Raw genomic sequence first — 25,405 nt, forward strand, 5'->3', positions numbered from 1 at the left:
AAAGACGGGCGCACTGAATGGCGGCCCCCACCCCAACTCGACACCGGCCAAGCCCGCACCAACAACTACCACCACCCCCACCGCTACCTCATCGACGACAACACCAACAACACCGACGACGACGAAGCAGACTGTCCCGACCCTGACGACACCGACGAGGGCCCCGGCCCTGAGGAAACCGACCGCACCGACGAGGGCACCGGCCCTGACTACCACGACATCGGCTGACACCGACCGGTGCGCGATCGGCGGCGAACCGGGAGGCACCGAAAGGGGCCGCAGCGATGCTGCGACCCCTCCGGTGCCCGCGGTCAAGGTTGTTTGTTGTACCGAATCAGGAAGACGGCGGCGACATAGCCGGCGGTGAGGCCGATCGCGAGCCACAGCACGAGCGGCACCACCAGCGAGACCGGCGACCACCCGATGCTGGAGAACGTCGCCGTGGCGTAGAAGAGCCACAGCACACGGTAGAGCGACCAGAGCGCGGTCAGCCCCGCGCTGATGGCGATGACCAGGCTGTACGTCCGATCGACGCGGCTGACCTGTGCTTCGAGGGAGGCGGGGACGATGTTCATTGCTGTTCCTTCTCGTCATCACGTTGCCGGGGTGGCTTCGTTGCGACTGAAGTACAGCCAGCGGCGGGCGCTACCGATCCCAACAAGCGGGGTCTTGATCGGCGGGAGCGCAGGGCCCGTCGTCAGTGCAAGGCCCATCGATCCGATGCTCACCAGCGAGACCTTGGAGACGCCGCAGACGTGACCACCGATACGCTGCCCGTCGACGCCGGGTGAATTCGCGGCAGCGACAGTAGGGGATAGTCGAAATGGGCGTGTACGTAGTCACCGGAGCCGCATCCGGCATGGGGCAGCAGGCTGCCACCAAGTTGAAGGCGCAGGGTCACACCGTCATTGCGGTCGACCTCAAAGAAGGCGACGTCGTCGCCGATCTGTCGACGTCCGATGGCCGCCGGGCCGCGGCTGACCAGGTGCTGGCGACGGCGGACCGACTCGACGGCGCCGTGTTGGCCGCGGGTATCGGTCCGACACCCGGTAAGGACAGCACGCGGAGAATATTCGAGGTCAACTATCGCGGCGTGGTCGATCTGCTCCAAGCGTGGCAACCGGCCTTCGCCGCCGCGGATCGGGCCAAAGTCGTGGTGATCGGCAGCAATTCGACGACCACCACGCCGGCCGTCCCGCGACGCACGGTGCGGGCGCTGCTGGCGAGCGATACCGACAAGGCGGTCCGCTCCCTGAAACTGCTCGGCCCCGCCGCCCCGTCGCTCGGCTACGCCGCCTCGAAAATCGCCGTGTCACACTGGGTTCGCCGTATCGCCGTGACGCCGGAGTGGGCCGGAGGGGGGATCCGCCTCAACGCGCTGGCCCCGGGTGCCATCATGACCCCACTGCTGGAGAAGCAACTGGCGACGCCACGCGAAGCCAAAGCGGTCAACGCCTTCCCGGTACCCATCGGCGGCTTCGGCGATCCCTCAGACCTCGCCGACTGGATGCTGTTCATGTTGTCGGACTCCGCCGACTTCCTGTGCGGCAGCATCATTTTCGTCGACGGTGGGTCCGATGCCTACTTCCGCGCACGGGACTGGCCCAAGAGCGTGCCCGCTCGCCGGCTGCCGACGTACCTGTGGCGGTTCGCGAGGTTCAAGGCCACCAGGTAGAAATCAGAACTTGGCGACAGCCCCCGCGTCGACCGGCAGCGCCGCTCCGGTGATGTATTGCGATTCGTCGGAGGCCAGGAACAACACCGCGTTGCTCACGGCACGCGCCTCGATCACCGGTTTCGGCAGCATGTGAAAGTGGCCGATCACCTGCGTGGCATCTTCCATCGTCGGATCGGTGAGGTCGGGCCGCACCGTGCGACGGAAGTGGTCGTTGTCGATCATCGGCGTCAGGATGTTGCCGGGATGGATCGAGTTGACCCTGATCCACTGTGGCGCAAGCTCGTTGGCCAGCGAGTTCATCAAGCCGACGACGGCGTGCTTGGCCGACGCGTAGTGGGCCATGTAACCACCGCCGCGCAGCCCCAGCATCGAGCTGACCAAGATGATCGATCCGCCGCCGTTGGTCATATGCGGCAGGGCGGCCTTCACGGTGTGCCACACCCCGGTCACGTTGATGTCGAGCATTGTCTGCCAAGCGGATTCCGCAATCATCGCGGCCGGCGCGGGATCAGCGCTGATTCCCGCATTCGCCACCACGATGTCGACCGGGCCGAGATCGCCGACTCCGCGGTCCAGGACGGTGCGGAGGGCCGCGAGATCGCGCACGTCGGCCTTCTCGATCACGATGCGGCGACCCGACTTCTCGACCAGCGCCGCGGTGTCGGCGAGGTCCGCTTCGGTGGGGCCGGGATATCCGGCAGCGTCGATGTCATCGCACACGTCGACGGCGATGATGTCGGCTCCCTCCTCCGCCAGCCGGACCGCGTGCTCGCGGCCCTGACCGCGGGCGGCGCCGGTGATGAAGGCGACCTTGCCGGCCACCCGACCGACCCTGTTCTCTGCCATCGCTGTACTCCTCGAAGATTCGGCTCGCGTGGTCACGGTTGTTCGGTGTGCCGGATGACGAAATCGACCACCGCCTCGGCGAAGAGGTCGTTGCGGTCGCCGGCGACCATATGCCCGGCGCCGCCGACATCGACGAACTCGATCTCCGGGAAGCGGTCGATGAACTCCTGGGCACGGTCTTCGGTGACGAGGTCGCTCATCTGCCCCCGCACGAGAAGTACCGGCACGCCGTCGCGCAGAATCGACGCCACCGCGGCGTTCATCCGCTCGACCTCGGTCACTTCGATCGGTGGGGACGCGGCAGTTCCGTCGATGAACTTCGGGTCCCAGTGCCAGTACCACCGTCCGTCGCGCTCACGAAGATTCGTCCGGAGCCCGTCGAGATCCTTCGGCCTGGGGCGGTGTGGGTTGTACTCGGCGATCATGTCGGCGACCTCGTCGAGCGAATCGAACCCCGACTCCATCCGATCGGCCATGAAGTCGTGGATGCGTGAGGCCCCGGACGGGTTCATGTCCGGCACGATGTCGACCAGCACGACCGCGCGGACCGTGCCGTGCGCGAGCTCACCGGCGAGGATCATCGTCGTGATGCCGCCAAGCGACGCCCCCACCAGTACGGGTTTCGGCGGCAGTTCCGCGAGCACCCTCAAAACGTCGTCGGCGAAGCTGACGACGCGGTAGTCGCCGTCGGCGGACCAGTCCGACTCGCCGTGGCCTCGCAGATCCACGGTGACGGCCTGCCATCCGCGCTCGGCGACGGCGGCGGCGGCCCGGCCCCAGGAGCGCCGCGTCTGTCCGCCGCCGTGCAGGAACACCACGGCGGGCGCTGTCGGATCGCCGATCCGGTCGGCGACGATCGTCAGCCCGTCGCTGCCCGACACACGAAAGACGTTCGGAGAAGTGGTCATCGGCATGCTCCGGCGATGACGGTTCGAGTGATCGCCTCGGCCCGGCTCCTGGGAAATGATCGTCCCTCCGTGAGGATCGCGTGGACGATGCCGCCGACGATGGCGTCGGCCGCTGCGTGCGACGTCGCGTCATCGAGGCCGTCGGCCGTGAACCGCGCCTTGACGCCCTCGTGCAGCGGAACGCTGAAGCCCGCCTGCATTCGCGCCTTGACGTCGTCGTGCTCGATCCCTGCGACGGTCAGGATGCGCAACATGGCGTTGCCCCGTTCGCCCGTGAGCGTCGCGGCGAGGCTGACGGACCAACTGCTCAGGTCGGCCACGAGGTCATCGGTGTGGGCGACGGGCTTGAGGATCCTGTCCGCATCTTCGAGCAGCACATCGGCGACCAGGGCCGGACGGCTCGGCCACCACCTGTAGATCGTCTGCTTGCCGACACCGGCGCGCGCCGCGACGGCCTCGATGCTCAGCCCGTCGAAACCCCGCTGCAGCAGCAGTTCTTTGGTGGCTGAGATGATCGCCGTCCTGGACCGCTCGTTGCGGCGGCGGGGCGCTTTCGCCTCGGTGACCATCGGTTGACTCCGCTCCTGACGGGGGTCGGCTTTACAGATGGTGACAGCACTGCCTAATCTTTGGCAAGACGAGACGTTGCGTCTCGTGTGAGCGGAGAGGGACGAGATTGGCCGACCACCGGTGACGCCCACCAAGCTCGTCATCGGCGCCAGCGGCTTCCTGGGTTCGCATGTCACCAAACAACTGGTCGCCCGCGGCGATGACGTGCGGGTGCTGATCCGCCAGACCAGTTCCACCCGCGGCATCGAAGGGTTGCCCGTCGACATCCGGCGCGGGGACATCTTCGATCCGGACAGCGTGCGCTCGGCGATGCTCGGATGTGACGAGGTGTACTACTGCGTCGTCGACGCCCGTCCGTGGCTACTCGACCCGGCTCCGATGTGGCGCACCAATGTCGACGGCCTGAAGGCGGTGCTGGACGTCGCAGTCCAGGTTGATCTGCACCGCTTCGTGTTCACCAGTTCGATCGCCACGATCGGTCGGTCCACCGACGTCCTGGCCGATGAAACCACCGCCCACAACTGGCTCGACGTCGGCGGCGCCTACGTTCGCAGTCGCGTGGAGGCCGAGCGAATGGTGCTGAGATACAGCGTCGAAAAGGGTCTACCCGCCGTCGCGATGTGCGTCTCGAACACGTACGGGCCGGGGGACTGGCTGCCGACGCCGCACGGTGGACTGCTCTCGGCTGCCGTGCGCGGCAGGATGCCCTTCTACATCGACGGCTTCGAGAGCGAGACTGTCGGCATCGAGGACGCCGCGCGCGCCTTGATCCTCGCGGGCCGGTCCGGCCGGATCGGCGAGCGCTATATCGTCTCCGAGCGGTGGATGAGTGCACGCGAGATCTTCGAAGCCGGTTGTGACGCTGTCGGAGTCGCCCCTCCGCGGCGTCGCATCCCTATCTCGGTGATGGCCGCCGCGAGCTACCCCAGCAGCTGGATCGCCCGGCTCCGCGGCCACGACACCATGCTGACTCCGCTGAACATCCGGCTGATGCACATCATGACCCCGATGGACCATTCGAAAGCGGTCCGCGAACTGGGCTGGCAGCCGTCGCCCACCCCGGACGCGATCGCCGCGGCCGCCCACTTCTTCCGAACCTCACGCCGCAGGGAGTCTGTATGAGCCTGGCCCTCACCCCGGAGCAACGGGAGCTCAGCGACTCCGTGGCGCAGTTCGCGGCGCGGCGCGCCCCCGTGGCCGCCACCCGCGAATCCTTCGACCTGCTCGCCGCGGGGCACCTGCCGACATGGTGGGCAGAGTTCGCCGCCAACGGCTTTCACGCTGTACACCTGCCGGAGGATTACGGCGGACAGGGCGGCACCCTTCTCGACGCCGCCTGCGTGCTCGAAGCGACAGGCAGGGCGTCGCTGCCGGGTCCGTTGCTGCCGACGGTGGCCACCGGTGCGGTCGCGTTGCTGGCTGAGTCGACGAAATCCGCCGAAGCGCTGCTGACTCGCCTTGCCGAGGGACAGGCGGCAACGCTCGCGCTGCCGACCACCTCAGCGTTCACCGCCCGCGACGACGGCGAGCGGTGGTTGATCGAGGGTGACTCCGACCTGCTCTCGGGGATTTGCACGGCGACAACGGTTTTGATTTCTGCAGCCACCGAGGACGGAGGCGAGGTCTGGGCCGTCGTCGATACGGCGCAGTCCTCGGCGGTCGTCCAGACCGTCGGGGGCACGGACCTGCTGACGGACCTCGGCAAGCTGCGGCTCGACGGTTATCCCGTCGCCAAGGCCGACGTGCTCACCGGTATCGACGCGGACCGTGCCGAATACCTCAATACCGCGCTGACCGCGAGCATTGCCGCCGGAATCACACAGTGGTGTGTGGAAGCCGCCACCGCGCACCTGCGCACTCGCGAACAGTTCGGCAAGCTCATCGGCACGTTCCAAGCTTTGCAGCACAGCGCCGCAATGCTTTTGGTCAACAGCGAGCTGGCCAGCGCCGCCGCGTGGGATGCGGTGCGCGCGGCATCCGAACCGATCGACCAGCAGGCGATCGCCACCGCCGGTGCCGCACTGATGGCCGTCCTGCCGTGCCCCGATCTCGCGCTGGACACGCTGACCATGTTCGGGGCCATCGGTTTCACGTGGGAACACGACCTGCACCTGTACTGGCGGCGTGCCACCAGCCTCGCCGCGTCGATCGGTGACAAGAATCGGTGGGCCCGGCGGCTCGGCGAGCTGACCACCGCGACCGTACGCGACTTCTCTGTCGACCTCGGTGACGCCGAGGCCGAATTCCGCGCCCGCGTCGCCGAAACGCTCGACAACGCGGCGGCGCTACGCAACGACGGTCAGGGGCGCCAAGGCGACTACGAGCATTTCGCGATCGGCCCGCAGCGCACGGCGATCGCCGAAGCGGGGCTGATCGCGCCCCACTGGCCATCGCCCTGGGGCATCGAGGCCAGCCCGCTGCAGCAACTGATCATCGACGAGGAGTTCAACAAGCGCCCAACCTTGACGCGACCGTCGCTGGGAATCGCCGAGTGGATCCTGCCGTCACTGATCAAGGCCGGGTCAAATGACGTGCAGCAACGGCTGATCCCGCCCACCCAGCGCGGTGAGCTCGCGTGGTGTCAGCTGTTCAGCGAGCCGGGGGCGGGTTCCGACCTCGCCGCGCTGGCCACTCGGGCGACCAAGGTCGACGGCGGATGGCGCATCCACGGACACAAGATCTGGACCTCGTCGGCCCACCGGGCCGACTACGGCGCACTATTGGCGCGAACGGATCCGACCGCGCCGAAACACCGCGGTATCGGCTACTTCATCGTCGACATGCGCTCGCCCGGGATCGAGGTGCAGCCGATCAAACAGGCCAGCGGGGAACAGGAGTTCAACGAGGTCTTCCTCGACGACGTCTTCGTCCCCGATGAGATGCTGCTCGGCGAACCGACCGGCGGGTGGGCCCTGGCCATCGCCACCATGGCCGAAGAGCGTTCGGCGATCAGCGGTTACGTGCAATACGACCGGTCTGCACCACTGCGCCGGGCCACCGCCACATCCAACCGCGACGACACCCTGCGCGAACTCGGCGAACTCGACGCATACGCCAACGCGATCAAGGCACTCGGAGTGCGTGAGACCATCCGTCTGCTCGACGGCCAGGGTTCGGGCCCGGCGTCGAGCATCGCGAAGGTCGCGATGAATGTACTGCTGCGACACACCTTCCCGGCGACTCTCGGCTCCGCGGGCAGGTCGGCGATGGCCGCCGCCTCCGAGGTCGTACAGCCGTACCTGCGGGTGCCGGCCGAACTGATCGGCGGAGGTACCAAGGAGATTCAGCTCAACATCATCGCCCAGATGATCCTCGGGCTCCCGCGCAAGTAACGAATCGAAAAAGACACGCATGGGACTACGTGGTGAAGCCGCGATCGTCGGCTACGTCGAACTCCCGCCCGAGCGGATGAACAAGGCCACCTTAGCGCCGTTCACCCTCGAACAATGGGCCGAGCTGGGAGCGGCGGCGCTCGAGGACGCCGGGCTCTCCGGCGAGCTCGTCAACGGCATCGTCACCTCGCATCTGGCCGAGTCGGAAATCTTCGTGCCGTCGACGATCGCCGAATACCTCGGTGTGAGGGCTAATTTCGCCGAGCTGGTCGACTTGGGCGGCGCGAGCGCGGCGGCGATGGTGTGGCGGGCCGCGGCGGCGATCGAACTGGGGATCTGCGACGTCGTGCTGTGCGCCCTGCCCGCGCGCTACATCACGCCGGTGTCGGAGAAGAAGCCGAAACCGTTGGTTGATGCGGTGTTCTTCGGCTCGTCGAGTAATCAGTACGGGTCTCCGCAGGCGGAGTTCGAGATTCCCTACGGCAACCTCGGCCAGAACGGGCCCTACGGCCAGGTCGCCACCCGCTACGGCGCGGTCTACGGTTACGACGAGCGGGCGATGGCCAAGATCGTTGTCGACCAACGGGTCAACGCCAATCACACCGAAGGCGCGATCTGGAAGGACAAACCGCTCACCGTCGACGACGTGCTGGCCAGCCCCGTGATCGCGGACCCGTTGCACATGCTCGAGATCGTGATGCCGTGCGTCGGCGGCGCCGCGGTCGTCATCGCGAGTGCGGACGTCGCCAAGCGGGCACGCAACAGGCCGGTATGGATCAAGGGGTTCGGCGAACATGTCCCGTTCAAAACCCCCACTTACGCAGCCGACCTGCTGCACACGCCGATGGCGGAGGCGGCCGAAACCGCCTTCGGCATGACCGATCTCACGCGTGCCGACATGGACATGGTCTCCATCTACGACTGCTACACGATCACCGTTCTGCTCTCGCTGGAGGATGCGGGTTTCTGCGAGAAGGGGAAGGGCATGCAGTTCGTCGCCGACCACGACCTGACGTTCCGCGGCGACTTCCCGCTCAACACAGCAGGCGGTCAACTGGGATTCGGCCAGGCCGGCCTCGCGGGCGGGATGCACCACGTGTGCGACGCCGCTCGCCAGATCATGGGTCGCGCCGAAGCGGCCCAGGTAGGCGACTGCAATCGTGCGTTCGTGTCCGGTAACGGCGGGATCCTGTCCGAACAGACCGCCCTGATTCTCGAGGGAGACTGACCATGACGACCTTCGAGCGGCCGATGCCGGTCAAAACGCCGACGACCGCGCCGTTTTGGGACGCGCTGGCCCAACACCGCATCTTGATCCAGTACTCGCCGTCATCGGACAACTACGTGTTCTATCCGCGGGTGCGGGCACCACGGACCCTTGCCGACGATCTCGAGTGGCACGAGATCTCCGGGATGGGGACTCTGTACTCGTACACGGTGGCGCGCCGACCCGTCGGGCCGCACTTCGCCGAAGCCGTGCCCCAACTGCTCGCGATCGTCGAATGGGATGAGGGCCCGCGGTTCTCCACCGAACTGGTCGACGTCGACCCCGCCGAGTTGAGAGTCGGAATGCGGGTCAAGCCGGTCTTCTTCGACTATCCCGAGCACAACGTGACGATGCTGCGCTACGCGCCCGCGTAGCCGATCATCGCCGCAGCGGGGCCAGCAGCGCCTCCAACCCGTAGGCGAACACCGCGTCGTAGTCGGTCGGCGACTGTAGCGCCTCGACGAGCGCCCGGTCGGGCCAATCGTCGGTCCACAGCGACGGGTCCTCCTCGTCGTGCTTCTCACCGCGCACGGCCGAGAACTGCATCACCGCAGAGGAAATGACGTGCACCTCGACCGCGCGCAGCACCAGCGCGGCGTCGTGGCCCGTCACCCCCAGTTCGGCCAGTTGCGCCGCCAGGGCCCGTTGAACCGGCAGGAACAATCGCGGCGTCTGATCCCGCTCATGCGCGATGGCGAGCAGATGCTGCCTGCTGATCAGCGCCCGGCGTTGCGCGTGGGCAAGCGACGCGATGCGATCTACTGCGTTGTCACCGACGGTCGGCAGATGCGCCATCTCGTCGAGCAACCGGTCCACGAGGCCGTCGAGCAGCTTGTCGCGGCCGCCGATGTGCCAGTAGATCGACGTCACCGCCACACCGAGCTGTTCGGCCAGTCCGCGCATGGTGAAACCGTCGACGCCGTGGAGTTCGATCATCTTGGCGGCGGTGTCGAGGATGACGTCGGCGTTGACCGCCTCCTGGCCTCTAGCGGTCGTTCTGCGCTGTGACGGCACCGGGCTCACCCCCGGTCATGCGGTCGGACTCGGGCAGGTCGAGGTAGCGTTCGAGGTTGCGGTGCATGTTGATGACGCGGCGCTCCTCGTTGGACAGGGTCAGATGCGTGAAGCCCGGCTGATGTAGACCGCGCTGCAACCCTGCCAACACCGAGATATCTTGTGTGAGAACAAGTCCTGGGTGTGCTTCGTCTGCGCTCATCCGCACGTCGACGGGTTTGGCGCGTGGCGCGCCGGGTGCCATTCGGGACCACAGCAGCATCACCAGCTCGCCGTGATCCGGGTCGGTCCCCGGGTGTGACGTCATCACCGTGAGGTGGTCGGCGTTCATCAGCAGCGTCATGTTCGGGAACACGTTGTACTGGTGCAGTCGCATGACCTCGTCGGTGCCCGCCCAGTCGAGGTCGACGCCCCTGGAGGCGGCGAAAGCGCGGGTGCGGGCTGCGATCACGTCGGCCACCGATGCGCCGGGTTGACGGTCTTCGGGTAGTGGTGTGCCCTCTTCGACGCCCATGAGTGCGCCCTGTGTGCACACGTACGCGTCCCACACCTCGTCGTCGCGCAGGGACTGCTTCAGATGTGGGCTAGGAACTCCGTACACCTGTTCGGATTTGCCGGTGTGGCCCCAGATCGTCTGCGGCGCATAGACATCGTCCATGCATCGGTGCAGCTCGGGGTGCAGGGTCTGGATGTGGTAGGTCTCGCTGTACCCGTCGGCGATCGTCTTCCAGTTCGCGTCCACCTCGATCGTCATCGTGGCGTAGCAACGGAAGTCGCCGAGCCCGCACCACTTCACGTCGGCGGGCATCTCCTCCAGGTAGTCCAGCAGTGGCATCGCGTCGACGTCGAGGTTGACGAAGACCAACCGCTCCCAGGTGTCGACGGCCACCGGAACGAGGGGCAGCTCGGACATGTGCAGTGCACCGAATCCCTTGCGGTTCGGCACTCGCCGCAGCGCTCCACCGAGATCCCAGGTCCAGCCGTGGTATCCGCACCGCAGTTCACGCAGGCCCGCGCCGGAGCCGGAGCACAGCGAGTTGCCGCGGTGCCTGCACACGTTCTGGAACGCGCGCAGAACACCGTCGTCCCCGCACACGATCAGCACCGAATACGGCCCGCAGCGGTACTCGAAGTAATCGCCGGGCTCGGAGACGTGGTCGACCGTGCAGGCCAGCTGCCACACCTTCGGCCACATGCGTTCGATCTCCAGCTGCGCGAACGCGGGCGAGTAGTACCGCTCGGCGGGCACCAGGGTCGGTCGTGCGGGCGGGACGCCGATCGCGTCTTCGCGCCGGACTTCTTGCGCAGTATGCGTCACGAACGGTCCTTTCGAAGTCGCCGCCAAGCCGTCTGTAACGGTGTTACAGTGCCCGACATTAGCGGCTGACACCTGGATGCGGAGGGCTAATCGTGTTCGACCTGAAGATCACCGGGGGAACCGTCGTCGACGGCACAGGGGCGGACCGGTTCACGGCGGACATCGGGATCAAGGACGGCAGGATCGCCGAGGTTCGTCGCCGCGGCCCGGGTGGCACCCCACTGGAGGGTGAGGCCGCCGAGACGATCGACGCGACAGGGAAAGTCGTCGCGCCTGGTTTCGTCGACATCCACACCCATTACGACGGGCAGGTCAGCTGGGACAGCAAGCTCGAGCCGTCCAGCGGTCACGGTGTGACGACCGTGGTGACCGGCAACTGCGGGGTGGGGTTCGCGCCGGTACGGCCGGGTCGGGAGGATTGGCTGATCGGCTTGATGGAGGGTGTCGAGGACATCCCCGGCACGGCGCTCACCGAGGGCATCACGTGGGGGTGGGAGAGCTATCCCGAATATCTCGATGCGGTCGAGAAGAAAGAGTTCGCCGTCGACGTCGGCAGTCAGATCGCCCACGGCGCGGTTCGCGCGTATGCGATGGGGGAGCGCGGCGCCCGCAACGAGCCCGCCACGCCAGAGGACATCGCGGCGATGGCACGCCTCGTGCAGGAGGGCATCGAGGCTGGCGCACTGGGCTTTTCGACATCACGCACGCTGGGCCATCGCGCCATCGACGGTGAACCGGTTCCCGGCACCTTCGCTGCCGAGGACGAACTTTTCGGCCTCGGCCGCGCCATGGCCGCGGGCGGGCGGGCCGTGTTCGAGTTGGCGCCCCAAGGCGTCGCCGGTGAAGACATCATCGCGCCGAAGAAGGAACTGGAGTGGATGAAGCGCCTGGCCGCCGAGATCGACCGTCCGATCTCGTTCGGGATGATCCAGGTCGACGCGGCTCCCGATCTCTGGCGTGAACAACTCGACATCTCGGCGGAAGCGCATGCCGCGGGCAGCGAACTCTACCCGCAGATCGCGGCGCGTCCGTTCGGCATGCTGTTCGGCTTCCCCGGCCACCACGCGTTCACCCACCGCCCTACCTTCCGCAAGCTGAAGGCCGAATGCAGCCGTGAGGAGTTGGCGTCGCGCCTCGCCGATCCGGCGGTCAAGTCGGCGATCCTGGCCGACGACGATCTGCCTGCCGATCCAAACGTGTTGTTCGACGGCATGTTCGCGCTCGTACAGCATTCGCTCGGGCGCATCTATGCGTTGGGCGATCCGCCGGACTACGAGCCGACCGTGGAGCGCACCGTCGAGAAGATCGCCAGCGACCGCGGCGAGGATCCGCTCGCCACGCTGTACGACCTGATGCTCGAGGACAATGCGACCGCGATGCTGATGCTGCCGTTCTACAACTACTTTTACGGCAATCACGATGCGATCCGAGAGATGCTGCTGCACCCGGCGGGTGTCGTCGGTCTGTCCGACGGCGGCGCGCACTGCGGAATGATCTGTGACGCTTCGTATCCCACGTTCCTGCTCACGCATTGGGCGCGCGACCGTCACCGCGGCGAGAAGCTGCCCCTGGAATACGTCGTCCGCAAGCAGTCGCACGACACCGCGCGGCTGTTCGGGCTGTCCGACCGCGGCGTGATCGAGGTGGGGAAGAAGGCCGATGTCAACGTCATCGACATGGACGCGCTGACATTGCATCCCGCGCGCATGGCCTATGACCTCCCGGCGGGAGGCCAGCGGCTGGTGCAGGGCGCCTCCGGGTACACCGCGACGATCGTCAGTGGCGTGGTGACGCGCCGCGACGGGGTCGACACCGGCGCCCGGCCGGGGCGGCTGGTCCGCGGCGCCCGCTGAGACCGCGCGTCGCGACTACGCGAGACGGCCCCCTCGTTGCCGAGGGGGCCGTCAGCGTCGTACCTGGTTACTTGCTGCTGCCGGAGCCGGAGCCGGAACCCGAGCCGCTGCCCGAACCCGAGCCGCCGCCCGAACCCGAGCCGGAGCCGGAGCTGCCGGTGCCCGAGGTGCTGCCCGACGCGCTGCCGGTGCCCGAGGTGCTGCCCGACGCGCTGCCGGTGCCCGACGTCGTGCCGGACGTGCTACCGGTGCCGGTCGTGCTGCCCGACGCGGTGCCGGTGGCGCCGCCCGACGTGGTACCGGACGTGCTGCCCGAGCCGCTGCCGGTCGTGTTGGAACCGCCGGTCGTGCCGCCCGTGCTGGTGCCGGTGGTCCCGGTGCCGGTGGTGCTACCTGAGCCGGCGCCCCTGCTGGTGCTGATACCGGAGGTGTTGCTCCCCGTGCCGGTGTTCGAGCCGGTGGTGGTGCCGGAGCCGGTGGTGGTGCCGGTGTTGGAGTTGCCGGCAGCCTCGCCCGCGCCGGTTCCTTCGCCCGAGCCCGCGGCTTCGCCTGCGCCTTCACCCGTCCCGGTCTCGGTGCCCTCGCCCGCGCCGGTGTCGGTGCCCTCGGCCGCGCCGGTGCCTTCGCCGACGCCTTCTCCGGTGCCTTCACCCGCGCCCGCGCCCTCGCCGGTGCCCTCGCCTTCGCCTTCGCCGAGACCTTCGCCGGTGCCTTCACCGAGACCTTCTCCGGCGCCGAGGCCCTCATCGTCAGCCTTGTCGACCAGGTTGATCGGGACGATGTCACCGCCGAACCTGAACTCCGACGGGCCCGTCGCGCCGAAGCTCGCCAGAGTGGAGTCAGCGGGGGCGGGTGGCTTGATCGCGTTGGCGATCTGGTTGGGCAGCGTGACCGTGAGGTAGGTGACCAGACCACGGTCGAGCAGGCCCTGCCACTCCGAAGTGGTGCCGGCAGGCGTCATTCCGTTGAGCAGAGCGTTCAACGCCTTCGCCGGCAGGTTCACCAGATGGACGATCGCATCGCCGATGTTCCCATCGACCAGCGCTTCACGGGCCGCGTCGAGCACCTCCATGGACTGCAGGATCCCGCCTAGGAACGGCTCGAAAATGGCCTTGGTGACCGCGAACTCGGACACCACGTCGAGCAGTTTCGGCAGGGCGTATGTGCCCGGGAGGGCGTCGACGAACTGAGCCGGGATGGACAGGATCGGAATAAGCGGCTGAACTCCGCCGAGCACCCGGAGTACGAACCAGCCGTTGATCTTGGAGAACGCCTCGACGAACTGCCCCTGCGACAGGTAGGTCAGCGACTCGATGACCGCGGTCGGGAACTGCTCAACCGCCAACTGCAGCCTCTCGAAGGTGCTCGAGATCGCGGTGGTGATCGTGGGGCCGTACTTCGAACTGAAGTTCATGAACTCGTTGAGCAGGGGACCCGGGTTGAGGATGTTCTGAACCAGGGCGCTCATGGCCTCCTGGAAGATGTAACCGGTGCCCAGCGCGTCCGCGAGATTCAACGTCGCCGTCGTGGAGTCCCGAGTCAGCTGGTCCAGGCTGCCGAATGTATCGGCGATGGTCTGGCCCCACACGAGGAGCGGGTTGGTGGCCGCCGTGAGCTGGACCGCGGCCTGCGCCGCACGCTCCTGAACGTCCTGGATGTTCGGCATCGGTGGGGTCACCGGGCTGACCGCGATCACGCCGGCACTTACCATCGCGATGCCAGCAACCAACAGCTTTGAGCCGCGGTGCGTTGATGGTGAGTAACTGGGCGAGAGACCGTAAACCGGCGGATCAGCCTGAGCTGCTAGTTGCACGTTTTCTCCTGTTGTGCCTGTGAATTTGCCAAATGGCACTCGGAGATTAGCTGAGCCTATCCTTACAAGCAAGCGTTCTCGCCCTGGGTATAGGAGGCGTTACGGAGGATGGGCCGTTGACGGCTGACCCTCAACATAAGTTTGCATATCGCAGCTGGAGCCTGGTGCTTGCAAGATCAAGTTGCGAACTGACCGAAATTTACCCGAGAGTCACCGATTATCGGGGGCTACGTCCTCTGCGTGAGAGTGACCTGCGCCACGCGGCTCAGATGCATCTGCGGAGGCGTGCCTTCAAACGTTGCTGCGACAACGACAGTCGCTTGCGGTCACCACCGAGCAGCCAAAGGTAACGATTTAGCCGGCACCCAACTCGGTCACGCGCGTACCGGCGTCGGGCAAAGAGACGAGTGCCGGGGTCGGCTTTGGGGCCGTCGGGCACGAAGTCCGCCACCTCGTGCCAGGTGACTGTCGCATCGCTCAGACGCCCGACTGCGGGCCCGGTCAACGATTGACAGCAGATAGTTCGACCGGCTAGATATACGACACGCACGGTAACGGGGTCGTCTGGCCCGGTCGGCCGGCGATCCACGCCACCGAGGGGTCATGGCATGACCAGCATCCAACCAGGACGCACCGCGCCCGACGCGCCGGTCGCCGGGCGGTCGCGCATTGCACACGCGATTCGGGTGCTCTCGGTGCCGATCATCATCGGTTGGATCGTGCTGACCGCGGTGACGAACGTGTTCGTCCCGTCGCTGGAGAAGGTCGGCGAGGCGAACACCGTCTCGATGAACGCCCATGACGCTCCGGCCTTCATCGCGATGCAGCGCGTCGGCGCGAACTTCAAGGAGTTCGACTCCGACAGCAACGCGATGGTGATCCTGGAGGGTGACAAGCCGCTGGGCGCCGACGCGCACCATTACTACGACGAACTGATCAAGCGATTCCGCGCCGACCCCGACCACATCGAGCACGTCGCCGACTTCTGGAGCGATCCGCTGACCGCGGCCGGGGCGCAGAGCGCCGACGGCAAGTCCGCATACGTCCAGATCTATCTGCGCGGCAACATCGGCGAGACGATCGCCAACGAGTCGATCCAGGCGGTGCGCGACATCATCGCGGAAACGCCCGCGCCGCAGGGCGTCAAGGCCTACGTGACCGGTGGAGCTGCGCTGAATGCCGACCAGCGCGTTGCCGGTGACAAGGGGGCCGCGAAGGCGACCATCGCCACGCTGATAGTCATCGCGGTGATGCTGCTGTTCGTCTACCGCTCGATCGCCACGATGGTGCTGATCCTGTTGATGGTGTTCGTCGAGCTCGGCGCCTCTCGCGGCATCGTCGCGTTTCTTGGCAACACCGGGTTCATCGGGCTATCGACCTTCGCCACCAGTCTGCTCACCCTGATCGCGATCGCGGCGGGCACCGACTACGCGATCTTTCTCATCGGGCGGTACCAAGAGGCGCGGCAACTCGGTGAGGACAAGGAAACCGCGTACTACACGATGTTCCACGGCACCGCCCACGTGGTGCTGGGCTCGGGGCTCACCATTGCCGGTGCGCTGCTGTGCTTGAAGTTCACCCGCTTGCCGTGGTTCCAGACCATGGCGGTGCCCTGCGCGGTGGGCATTCTCGTCGCCGTGATCGCCGCACTGACGCTGGGGCCCGCGGTCACCGTTGTCGGCAGCCGCTTCGGACTGTTCGAGCCGAAGCGCCCCATCAACTCCCGCGGTTGGCGGCGGGTGGGTGTCGTCGTGGTGCGGTGGCCCGGACCCGTTCTCGTGGCCACGTGCGCCCTTTCGCTGGTGGGCCTCCTGGCGCTCAACGGATACAAGGTCGACTACGACGGGCGCCACTTCCTCCCGGCCGACACCCCGGCGAACATCGGATACGACGTCGCCGACCGGCATTTCGACGCCGCCCGGATGAACCCCGAACTGCTGATGGTCGAAAGCGACCACGATCTGCGCAACTCGGCCGACTTTTTGGTGATCGACAAGATCGCCAAGGGCATCTTCCATGCACCGGGCATCGCGCGGGTGCAGACCATCACCCGGCCGCAGGGTAAGCCGATCGAGCACACGACGATTCCGTTCCTGCTCAGCATGCAGGGCACCACGAACCAGCTGAACCAGAAGTACCAGCAGGACCGGATGGCCGACATGCTGGTCCAGGCCGACGAGATGCAGACGACCATCGACCAGATGGAAAAGATGGCCAGCCTGATGCAGCAGATGGCCGACACCACCCACAGCATGGTCCAGAAGACCAAGAACATGACGGTCGACATCGCCGAAATCCGGGACCACATCTCCGATTTCGATGACTTCTTCCGTCCCGTCCGGAGTTACTTCTACTGGGAACCGCACTGCTTCAACATCCCGGTCTGCTGGTCGCTGCGCTCGATCTTCGACACCCTCGACGGGATCGACACGCTGACCGATGACATCCAGCACCTGGTACCGGATCTCGAACACCTCGACAGCCTGATGCCGCAATTGATCCTGCTGCTGCCTCAGCAGATCGAGACCATGAAGACGATGAAGACCATGATGCTGACCATGCACTCCTCGCAGAAGGGGTTGCAGGATCAGATGGCCGCAATGCAGGAGAACTCGCACGCGATGGGGGACGCGTTCGACGAGTCGATGAACGACGACTCGTTCTACCTGCCGCCAGAGGCGTTCGACAACAAAGACTTTCAGCGCGGCATGGACAACTTCATCTCACCCGATGGCAAGTCGGTGCGCTTCATCATCGAGCACGAGGGTGACCCGGCCACCCCGGAGGGCATCGACCACATCGACGCGATCAAGCTCGCGGCCAAGGAGGCCATCAAGGGCACTCCGCTGGAGGGCTCCACGATCTACCTCGGCGGGACCGCCGCGACCTACAAAGACATGCGCGACGGGTCCAACTACGACCTCCTGATCGCCGGAATGTCCGCAGCGGCTTTGATTTTCATCATCATGCTGATCATCACCCGGGCCGTGGTGGCGGCGGCGGTTATCGTCGGAACGGTGCTGCTGTCGCTGGGCACGTCGTTCGGCTTGTCCGTGCTGGTGTGGCAGCACCTGCTGGGCATCCGCCTGCACTGGATCGTGCTGGTGATGTCGGTGATCCTGCTGTTGGCCGTCGGCTCGGACTACAACCTGCTACTCGTGTCTCGGTTCAAAGAGGAACTGCACCACGGTTTCAAGGTCGCGATCATCCGGGCGATGGCCGGTTCGGGCAAGGTGGTCACGTCGGCGGGCCTGGTGTTCGCCGCGACGATGGCCTCGTTCGTGGTCGGCGATCTGCGCAGCATCGCCCAGGTCGGCAGCACGATCGCGTTGGGCCTGTTGTTCGACACCCTCGTCGTACGGGCGTTCATGACACCGTCCATCGCGGCACTGCTCGGCCGGTGGTTCTGGTGGCCGCAGCGGGTGCCCACGCCCGCGTCGAGGCGCAGGATGGCCGCGGTGTTCCCCGAGCGGGCGGCCGCCTCGACCGACCCCGCCGAATGAGGCGCGACCGGCCGGTGCCGAGCTTCTAGAACGGACTCCAACCGACGTCTGCGGTGCGATGATGGGTAGATGGGGAACCCGGACCTGGCGGACAGCCCACTGCCGTCGGCCTCGGCCTGGGCGATCGCGGACCGCAACGTCGGAACCTTCCGATTCTGGTTCGTGGGGCAGCGCTGGGAATGGTCCGACGAGGTCGCCCGGATGCACGGGTACGAACCCGGCACCGTGGTCCCGACGACCGAGCTGCTGCTGTCGCACAAGCATCCCGACGACCGTCAGCATGTGCAGGACCTACTGGACCATGCCCTACACCTGGGAGGCTCGTTCTCGAGTCGGCACCGGTTCATCGACACGGCGGGCAAGGTGCACACCGTCATCGTGCTCGGCGACCGGATGCTCGACGACACCGGCGCCCTCGTCGGCACCGAGGGCTACTACATCGACCTGACCGACACGTTCGCCCAGACCCGCCGCCAGGCGTTGAGCGACTCGCTGCCGGAGCTGTTCGAGGCCCGTGCCGCGATCGAGCAGGCCAAGGGCGCGCTGATGCTCGTCTACCGGATCGACGCCGAGGCGGCGTTCGAGTTGCTGATGTGGCGCTCCCAGCACACCAACACCAAACTGCGCGCGCTCGCGTCCCAGATCGTCGCCGAGTTGAACACGATCGATCCGCAGCGTGACGATCTGCGCAGGCAGTTCGATCATCTGTTGCTCACCGCGCACACCCGCGTCGCCGCCGACCGCGACGAGTAGGCGAGCGAGGGCCGTGCGTGCGAGTCGTAACTGAAGTCGACCCAGCCGGGGTATCACCACCCCATGTCGATTCAGATGCGCGGGTTCCTGACGGGTGCATGACGTGGCGCCGCTGGAGGTGACCCAAGACGTGCGCGCCGGCGCGGTGGTGGTGTCGGTGACGGGGGAGATCGACTCGAACACTGTCGGGTCGCTGCAACCGCGCCTCGACCGCGCCGTGGAGGCCGCCGGCGAACATTCCGCGAAGGTGCTGATCGTCGAATTGTCCCGGGTCAGCTACTTCGGCAGCGCGGGGTTGAACGCTCTGCTCGAGTGCTACGAGAAAGGATCGGCCGCAGGGGTTTCGGTGCGGGTGGTGGCCGCCAACCCCGAGGTGGTGCGGCCCATCGAGATCACCAAGCTCGACAAGGTCCTGCGGCCCTACGGGACCGTGGCTGACGCGGTCGACGGATGAGCAGCCCGGACGGGCCGGCGGATCGGCTGACCAAGGTGTTCGACGCGGACGGCGAGGTCGGGCCCGATCTCGCTGGCGTCCGGTGGGCCGAAACGCCGCTGGGACCACCCGAGGGCTGGCCGCAGAGCCTGCGCACCGCGGTGAGCATCCTGCTGTCGTCGCGCTTCCCGATGTGGATGGCGTGGGGACCCGATCTGACGTTCTTCTGCAACGCCGCCTACCGGCGGGACACGTTGGGCCGCAAGTATCCCTGGGCGCTGGGCCGCCCGGCTCGCGAGGTGTGGGCCGAGATCTGGCCCGACATCGGGCCGCGCATCGATCGCGTGCTCTCCACCGGACAGGCCACGTGGGATGCGGCGCTGCTGCTGTTCCTCGAACGCTCCGGATATCAGGAGGAGACGTACCACACCTTCTCCTACAGTCCTCTTCGTGACGACGACGGAGAGGTCGTCGGCATGCTGTGCGTGGTCAGCGAGGACACCCAACAGGTGATCAGCGAGCGTCAGATGGCGACGCTGCGCGACCTCGGATCGGACCCCAGCGTGGTGCGCACCGAGGAAGAGATCATGGGGTTCGCCGAACGCCAACTCGGCCACAACCTGCGCGACCTCCCGTTCACGCTGACCTATCTGTTCGACGACGACGGCGGTGCGCGCCTGGCCGGGGCGACGGGAATCGCGGCCGGGCACGCGATCGCGCCGTCACGCGTGGGCGCAGGCGACGACGGCGGCTGGCCGCTGGAACAACCCGCGCGCGGTGAGACGACGGTCGTGGCCCTCGACGCCGACCGGCATGCGGACCTACCGACCGGGCAGTGGCGTGCGCCACCTACCCGTGCCCTCGTCGTTCCGCTGCAGCAGCAGGGCGGTTCTCCGATCGGATTCCTGGTCGCCGCGCTCAATCGGTACCGACCCTTGGACGACACCTACCGCGGCTTCGTGACGCTGGTGGCCGGGCACATCGCCGCGGGCATCGGCAGCGCGCGCAACTATCAGGCACAGCAGCAGCGCGCGGAGGAGCTCGCCGAGCTGGACCGCGCCAAGACGACGTTCTTCTCCAACATCAGCCACGAGTTCCGCACCCCGTTGACGTTGATCCTCGATCCGGTCGCCGAGCTGCGCACCCGCAGCCAGAACCTCGACGACCGGGCCCGCGAGGAACTGGACATCGTGTGGCGCAACGGATTACGCCTGGCGAAGTTGGTCAACACGCTGCTCGACTTCTCGCGCATCGAGGCGGGCCGCATGCAGGCCAACTTCGCCCCCGTCGACCTGGGCGCGGTGACCGCAGAACTCGCCAGCGTCTTCCGGTCGGCCATCGAGCGCGCCGGCCTCACGTTCACCGTCGACTGTGCCTCTCTCGACGAGAGCGTCTACCTCGACCGCGACATGTGGGAGAAGGTCATCTTCAACCTGCTGTCGAACGCGCTGAAATTCACGTTCACCGGCGGTATTTCGGTCGGAGTCGCCCGCGACGGCGCCGAAGCCGTGGTGACCGTCTCCGACACCGGCGTCGGGGTGCCGGCCGCGGAGACGCCGCGGTTGTTCGAGAGGTTCCACCGCATCGAGAACGTCCGGGCGCGGTCCAACGAAGGCAGCGGTATCGGACTTGCACTGGTCAAGGAGTTGATCGAACTCCACGGCGGGCACATCACCGCCGCGAGCACCGAGGGCGCCGGCACCACCTTCACGATTCGCCTGCCCTTCGGCGCCGCGCACCTGCCTGCCGACGCCATCGCCCCGGCGACCGACGAGCGGACCGCGGCCGGCGGTGCCGAGCCGTACCTCGAGGAGGCGCTGCGATGGCTGCCCGGTCGCGGCGACGTGCCGGCGCGCGGCGCGCCGTCGGCGGTACCGGGCGCGGCGACGTCGACATTTCCGGGCACTACGCCGCGCGTTCTGATCGCCGACGACAACGCCGACATGCGCGACTACGTCGCCCGGATGCTGCGCAACGACGGCTATCTCGTCGATGCGGTCACCGACGGACAACTGGCGTTGGATGCGGCACGCACGGACCTGCCGGACTTGGTGATCAGCGACGTCATGATGCCGCAACTCGACGGGCTTGCGCTCGTCGCCGCGCTGCGGTCGGACCCCCGCACCGCGGCGATACCGGTGCTGCTGCTGTCGGCGCGCGCCGGGCAGGAAGCCGCCATCGAGGGCCTACAGGCCGGCGCTGACGACTATCTCGTCAAGCCGTTCGCCGCGGCGGAACTGCTCGCCCGCGTCCGCGCGAACGTCAAACTGGCGCGGCTGCGCAATCACCACGCACGTTGGCGCACCGCGCTGATCGACTCTCTGCAGGAAGCGTTCTTCGTCGCCGACGACCGCGGCGCGGTGATCGAGATCAACGCCGCGTTCACCGACATATTGGGGTTCGGCGTCGAGGGGCTGCCGTATGAACCGGTGCAGCCGTGGTGGCCGACATCGGAGTCGGATCCCGAAGCGTACCGCCAGGCCGACCAGCTGTTGGCGCGGATTCTGAGCGAACCCCATGGCAGGCATACGGTTCCGGTCACCCACCGCGACGGGCACCGGCTCTGGGTGACGCTCACCTACAACCAGATCGAGGAGATCGACACCGGCAGGCCCGTGATGGTCGGCACCTTCCGCGACGTCACCGCCGAGCACTACACGGTGCAGCGGGAGGCCGCCCTGGCGGCACTCAATCAGCAACTCGCTCAGGCGGATACGCTCGACGACGCGGTACGCGCGGCCGCCGACGTCCTGCGCGGTGTTTGGCGGGCGCACCGTGTACTGGCCGTCACCTTTCCGGTCGAGGACGCGGAGACGGCGCTCGAACCGACGGCCCTGGTCTGTTCAGGCGAGCCTGCGCACTGGCGCGACCTGCCTGCGGCCACGAAGCGTGCGGTCACCTCTCTGCGTTTCGCCGATTCACTCGTGGCCGATTCGCCCGAAACGGGGTCCGCACGCATCGCCCTGCAGCATCCACGAGGGGTGCTCGTCGTCTACCTCGAGCTGCCGGAGCGCCGCCCGTTCACGCCAGAGGACCAGACGCTGCTGGCGGTGTTGGCCGGTCGGCTGGGCCAAGGCCTGCAGCGTGTCCATCAACTCGACCAGCAGCGCGAAACCGCACTGGCGCTTCAACATGCGATCCTCGGCCCGACCGTGTCGAGCGGGTTCGCCGTGCGCTACCAGCCGGCCACGCGCCCGCTGCAGGTCGGCGGTGACTGGTACGACGTCGTCGACCTCGACGACGGCCGCATCGCGCTGGTCGTCGGCGATTGCGTGGGCCACGGCCTGACGGCGGCGACGGTGATGGGTCAGCTGCGAAGCGCCTGTCGCGCGCTGCTGCTCGAACACCCGGGCCCGGCGGCGGCGCTGACCGCGCTGGATCGGTTCGCCGCCCGCCTGCCCGGCGCGCGGTGCACAACGGCCTTCTGTGCGGTGCTCAACCCGGACACCGGTGAGCTGTTGTACTCCAGCGCCGGTCACCCGCCGCCGGTCATGGTGCTGCCCGACGGCTCGACCCGACTGCTCGACGATGCGTCGGTCACCCCGCTGGGGTTGTCGTTCGACCACATCCGTCCGGAGGGCCGTCAGGTGATGCCGCCCCGTGCGACGTTGTTGCTCTACACCGACGGCCTGGTCGAGCGTCGGCGCGAGTCCCTGGACAGGGGCATCCGCAGGGCCGCCGGTGTGCTCGAAAGCCATTCCGCCACACCGCTCGACGACCTGGCCGACGAGATCATGGCCCGGCTGACACCCAACTACGGATATCAAGACGACGTCGCGCTCATGCTGTACCGCCAACCGGCGCCGCTGGAGATCGAGTTCAGCGCCGACCCCGGCGAACTGGCCGGCACACGCAGCGCGCTGCGCAGCTGGCTGGTCCGTGCGGGGGTGGACCCGCATCAGACGCTCGACGTCCTGATCGCAGCGGGGGAGGCGCTCGCCAACGCCATCGAACACGGCCACCGTGACCGCCCCGGCGGCACCGTTCGGCTGTGCGCGACCGTGCTGGCCGACCGGCTCCACCTGACCATCGCCGACACCGGGGTGTGGAAGGTCCCACACGCCGATCCGGCCTCACACCGCGGCCGGGGGATCGCCTTGATGCGGGCACTGATGCAGGACGTCTCGATCGAGACGGGCGATGCGGGTACGACGATCGACATGCACGCGAGGATCGCCTGATGCCCACACCTGTCGAAGTGCGCACCGATCGGCGCGGCGACGGCACGGTGGTGCTGAGCGTCACCGGCGAACTCGATCTGAGCAACGTCGAGGCGTTTAGCAACGCCATCGCCGCCGCGCTGAGCAGGCACGGTCAAGAAGCGGGGCGGTTGGCGGTCGACCTGGCCGCCGTCGAGTACCTCGACAGCGCGGCGATCAATGCGCTGTTCGACCACGCCGCACAGATCCGCAGGATCGTCGCCAATCCGATACTGATGTCGGTGCTGACGATCAGCGGGTTGACATCGGTGGTCGAAGTTGCTGCAGCAGAAGCGGACTGACGCCCGTCACGGAAGCACAGTGCGCATCAGCATGACGTTGTAGGCCGACCACAGCGACAGGTTGAAGTACAGCTCTTTGCCCGTCGACCACGGGTGCAGGAACGGCGCGTAGATGCCGCCGGGAACGTCCCACGACCGCACCAGCACCTGCTCGGGACCCCACGGTCCCTGGGGTGCGGGCGCCGTGCGGGCCACCACATCGTTGGCGCCGTTGCCGTAGAGCACCAGGTACTGCTTGAGGTAGGTGTTGTACTGGGCCGACATCTCGCCCACCGGGCCGGGTATCACCACGGTAGCCGCGCCCGGATCCCGTGGCACCCAGGCGTTCTGGTCGACATTCCAGTACTCGTAGCGATTGAGGTCTGGCACCGCGCCCTGTGGGATGCGTGCGATGTACGCCGCACCGCCGCGGCCTGCCGGCGTTCCGAACATGTACAGGTAGGGGTCACCAGGACCCGGCTTGAGGAACGCGGCCTGCTGGAAGTTCTCGTTGCCGCGCACATAGCGGGCGCCGGGGACGTCTCCTTCACGGGCGGCGCGCACGGTGCCGGGGTACACACCCCAGCGCTCGCCGTTGTCGGGCGAGACCGCGATCGCCGAGAAGTTCGTGGTCCACCGGCCGTCGGAGTCCCAGCTCTTGATCGACATGAAGTTCACGAACTGGCTGCCGCCCGCGGAGATTCCCGCCGTCGGGATGATGCCCGTCTCGTTCTGTGCCCACTTGGTGCTGTTGATGATCTGCTTGGAAAGCCCCGGTGCCCACAGCGGGGAACCGGAGTAGCGGTTGGCGAGGATGGCGTCGGGCACCGCGACCGTCTTGGACAGCGCACCGTCCTGGGTGCGCAGCAGCGTGTTGTACCGCCACTGCTTACCGCGCACGCTGCAATAGCCGTAGGTGTCGCCGAACGCCATCAGCACCTGATGATTGCCGGGATCGCCGTTGTCCCACATGATTCCGAGGTCGGTGCCGGTGATGGCGAACCGCCCGATGGTGTTGTTCGGGCTCTCGGGACCGGTCACCCAACCGACGAGCGTCGTTCCAGGCGGCGCGGGCGGAGGAGGCGGTTCGGGGGCCGCAGCGGCGGGAAGTTGTTGCGCTTCAGGTTGATCCGCGGGTGGTTGAGGGGGTGTCGGGCGGACGTCGGCCTGCTGCTCGACGGTCGCCGAACGCGGTGTCAGCGATCTGAGGATCTCGACGGGCAGCCGGCCCAGCTGCGGCAGCGGCGCTTCCTCGTTGGTGTTGCGGGGCCGGTGACCGACCGGCGGCCCGCCCGGCAATGCGGGCGTCGCTTCGGTGTTCGGCGCCGCGGGCGGTTGCGCGGCCGCGGCCGCGCCGGTGCAGGGTTCCGCGGTCGCCAAGGGGACGACACCGAGGACGGCACTCAGGCCGATCACGGTTGCGGACGCCACCGACAGCGAGGCGATGCGCGGCAGCGGCGACATGTCACACCTTTCCGGATGCGGACGCCGGAGCGACGTCAGCGATGGGCGGATGTGACGCTAGTGGCCAAAGTGACGGTTGTGATCTTGGTGCGCGGATAGGTATCCATCCGTGACCGTGTCGCAACCCGCGATTTGTGCGTGATCTCGTTCGCTGACCGAGCGTTTTCACTCAC

The 25,405-nt window shown here is 67.1% G+C and carries 19 protein-coding genes and 1 pseudogene; 12 read left to right on the forward strand and 8 right to left on the reverse strand.

All coding sequences use genetic code 11. The features are described from left to right. Window positions 1-228: pseudogene (locus A5752_RS28015) on the forward strand (hypothetical protein); the annotation flags it as partial. An 83-nt stretch (window positions 229-311) separates the two neighbouring features. Here A5752_RS28015 and A5752_RS13375 read toward each other — a convergent pair. Then, window positions 312-575, reverse strand: a complete 264-nt coding sequence (locus tag A5752_RS13375) for a hypothetical protein (RefSeq protein WP_067085990.1) — start codon at window positions 573-575, stop codon at window positions 312-314. Between the two features lie 248 nt (window positions 576-823). On the opposite strand from A5752_RS13375, the gene A5752_RS13380 reads away from it, so the two are divergent. Then, entirely contained in the window at window positions 824-1,675 is an 852-nt protein-coding gene (locus A5752_RS13380) for an SDR family oxidoreductase (protein WP_067085993.1), read from the forward strand. 3 nt (window positions 1,676-1,678) lie between these two features. Here A5752_RS13380 and A5752_RS13385 read toward each other — a convergent pair whose 3' ends face one another. Genes A5752_RS13385 through A5752_RS13395 form a run of 3 tightly spaced genes read right to left on the reverse strand, consistent with a single transcriptional unit; the run spans window position 1,679 to window position 4,001 of the window. Then, window positions 1,679-2,524: a mycofactocin-coupled SDR family oxidoreductase gene (locus A5752_RS13385; RefSeq protein WP_067085996.1), complete on the reverse strand. Its 846-nt coding sequence runs from the start codon at window positions 2,522-2,524 to the stop codon at window positions 1,679-1,681. Window positions 2,525-2,556: 32 nt separating this feature from the next. Further along, window positions 2,557-3,432, reverse strand: coding sequence for an alpha/beta fold hydrolase (locus A5752_RS13390; RefSeq protein ID WP_067086058.1), 876 nt, complete (start codon window positions 3,430-3,432; stop codon window positions 2,557-2,559). Then, entirely contained in the window at window positions 3,429-4,001 is a 573-nt protein-coding gene (locus A5752_RS13395) for a TetR/AcrR family transcriptional regulator (RefSeq protein WP_067085999.1), read from the reverse strand. Before A5752_RS13395 ends, A5752_RS13390 begins: the two co-directional genes overlap by 4 nt. A gap of 121 nt (window positions 4,002-4,122) precedes the next feature. Here A5752_RS13395 and A5752_RS13400 point away from each other — a divergent pair, with 121 nt between their 5' ends. Genes A5752_RS13400 through A5752_RS13415 form a run of 4 tightly spaced genes read left to right on the forward strand, consistent with a single transcriptional unit; the run spans window position 4,123 to window position 8,975 of the window. Beyond that, window positions 4,123-5,124, forward strand: coding sequence for an NAD-dependent epimerase/dehydratase family protein (locus tag A5752_RS13400; protein ID WP_067086001.1), 1,002 nt, complete (start codon window positions 4,123-4,125; stop codon window positions 5,122-5,124). Continuing rightward, complete coding sequence (locus A5752_RS13405) at window positions 5,121-7,334, forward strand: acyl-CoA dehydrogenase family protein (protein WP_067086004.1); 2,214 nt, start codon at window positions 5,121-5,123, stop codon at window positions 7,332-7,334. The genes A5752_RS13400 and A5752_RS13405 overlap by 4 nt, the downstream gene beginning before the upstream one ends. A 19-nt stretch (window positions 7,335-7,353) precedes the next feature. After that, window positions 7,354-8,562: a thiolase family protein gene (locus tag A5752_RS13410; protein WP_067086006.1), complete on the forward strand. Its 1,209-nt coding sequence runs from the start codon at window positions 7,354-7,356 to the stop codon at window positions 8,560-8,562. A gap of 2 nt (window positions 8,563-8,564) precedes the next feature. Next, window positions 8,565-8,975: a Zn-ribbon domain-containing OB-fold protein gene (locus A5752_RS13415; protein WP_067086009.1), complete on the forward strand. Its 411-nt coding sequence runs from the start codon at window positions 8,565-8,567 to the stop codon at window positions 8,973-8,975. A 4-nt stretch (window positions 8,976-8,979) separates the two neighbouring features. Here A5752_RS13415 and A5752_RS13420 read toward each other — a convergent pair whose 3' ends face one another. Together A5752_RS13420 and A5752_RS13425 are read right to left on the reverse strand one after the other, a co-directional pair. Next, the gene (locus tag A5752_RS13420; protein WP_067086060.1) at window positions 8,980-9,615 is read right to left on the reverse strand and encodes a TetR family transcriptional regulator; all 636 of its coding nucleotides are present in this window, start codon (window positions 9,613-9,615) and stop codon (window positions 8,980-8,982) included. Further along, window positions 9,587-10,960, reverse strand: coding sequence for an aromatic ring-hydroxylating oxygenase subunit alpha (locus A5752_RS13425; RefSeq protein WP_067086011.1), 1,374 nt, complete (start codon window positions 10,958-10,960; stop codon window positions 9,587-9,589). The genes A5752_RS13420 and A5752_RS13425 overlap by 29 nt, the downstream gene beginning before the upstream one ends. A gap of 65 nt (window positions 10,961-11,025) precedes the next feature. Between A5752_RS13425 and A5752_RS13430 the strand changes: the two genes are divergently transcribed. Continuing rightward, window positions 11,026-12,786 (forward strand): N-acyl-D-amino-acid deacylase family protein, encoded by a 1,761-nt coding sequence (locus A5752_RS13430; protein WP_067086014.1) that lies wholly within the window; start codon window positions 11,026-11,028, stop codon window positions 12,784-12,786. 67 nt (window positions 12,787-12,853) lie between these two features. Here the strand turns inward: A5752_RS13430 and A5752_RS13435 are convergent, their stop codons facing one another. After that, entirely contained in the window at window positions 12,854-14,482 is a 1,629-nt protein-coding gene (locus A5752_RS13435) for a hypothetical protein (protein ID WP_067086018.1), read from the reverse strand. Between the two features lie 725 nt (window positions 14,483-15,207). Here A5752_RS13435 and A5752_RS13440 point away from each other — a divergent pair. From A5752_RS13440 to A5752_RS13460, 5 genes are all read left to right on the forward strand, one after another. Further along, entirely contained in the window at window positions 15,208-18,102 is a 2,895-nt protein-coding gene (locus A5752_RS13440) for an MMPL/RND family transporter (protein ID WP_067086020.1), read from the forward strand. A gap of 69 nt (window positions 18,103-18,171) precedes the next feature. Continuing rightward, window positions 18,172-18,855: a PAS and ANTAR domain-containing protein gene (locus A5752_RS13445; protein ID WP_082963875.1), complete on the forward strand. Its 684-nt coding sequence runs from the start codon at window positions 18,172-18,174 to the stop codon at window positions 18,853-18,855. Window positions 18,856-18,958: 103 nt separating this feature from the next. Beyond that, on the forward strand, window positions 18,959-19,309 hold the full coding sequence (locus tag A5752_RS13450) for an STAS domain-containing protein (protein WP_067086022.1): 351 nt from the start codon (window positions 18,959-18,961) through the stop codon (window positions 19,307-19,309). Continuing rightward, on the forward strand, window positions 19,306-23,469 hold the full coding sequence (locus tag A5752_RS13455; protein WP_067086026.1) for a SpoIIE family protein phosphatase: 4,164 nt from the start codon (window positions 19,306-19,308) through the stop codon (window positions 23,467-23,469). The genes A5752_RS13450 and A5752_RS13455 overlap by 4 nt, the downstream gene beginning before the upstream one ends. Continuing rightward, window positions 23,469-23,789: an STAS domain-containing protein gene (locus A5752_RS13460; RefSeq protein ID WP_067086029.1), complete on the forward strand. Its 321-nt coding sequence runs from the start codon at window positions 23,469-23,471 to the stop codon at window positions 23,787-23,789. Before A5752_RS13455 ends, A5752_RS13460 begins: the two co-directional genes overlap by 1 nt. A 6-nt stretch (window positions 23,790-23,795) precedes the next feature. Here A5752_RS13460 and A5752_RS13465 read toward each other — a convergent pair whose 3' ends face one another. After that, window positions 23,796-25,232 carry a glycoside hydrolase family 183 protein gene (locus tag A5752_RS13465; RefSeq protein ID WP_067086032.1) on the reverse strand — a complete coding sequence of 479 codons (1,437 nt, stop codon included), beginning with the start codon at window positions 25,230-25,232 and terminating at the stop codon, window positions 23,796-23,798. Window positions 25,233-25,405 lie beyond the last annotated feature (173 nt).

The sequence above is a fragment of the Mycobacterium sp. 852002-51961_SCH5331710 genome (genome assembly GCF_001665535.1).
Lineage (GTDB): Bacteria > Actinomycetota > Actinomycetes > Mycobacteriales > Mycobacteriaceae > Mycobacterium.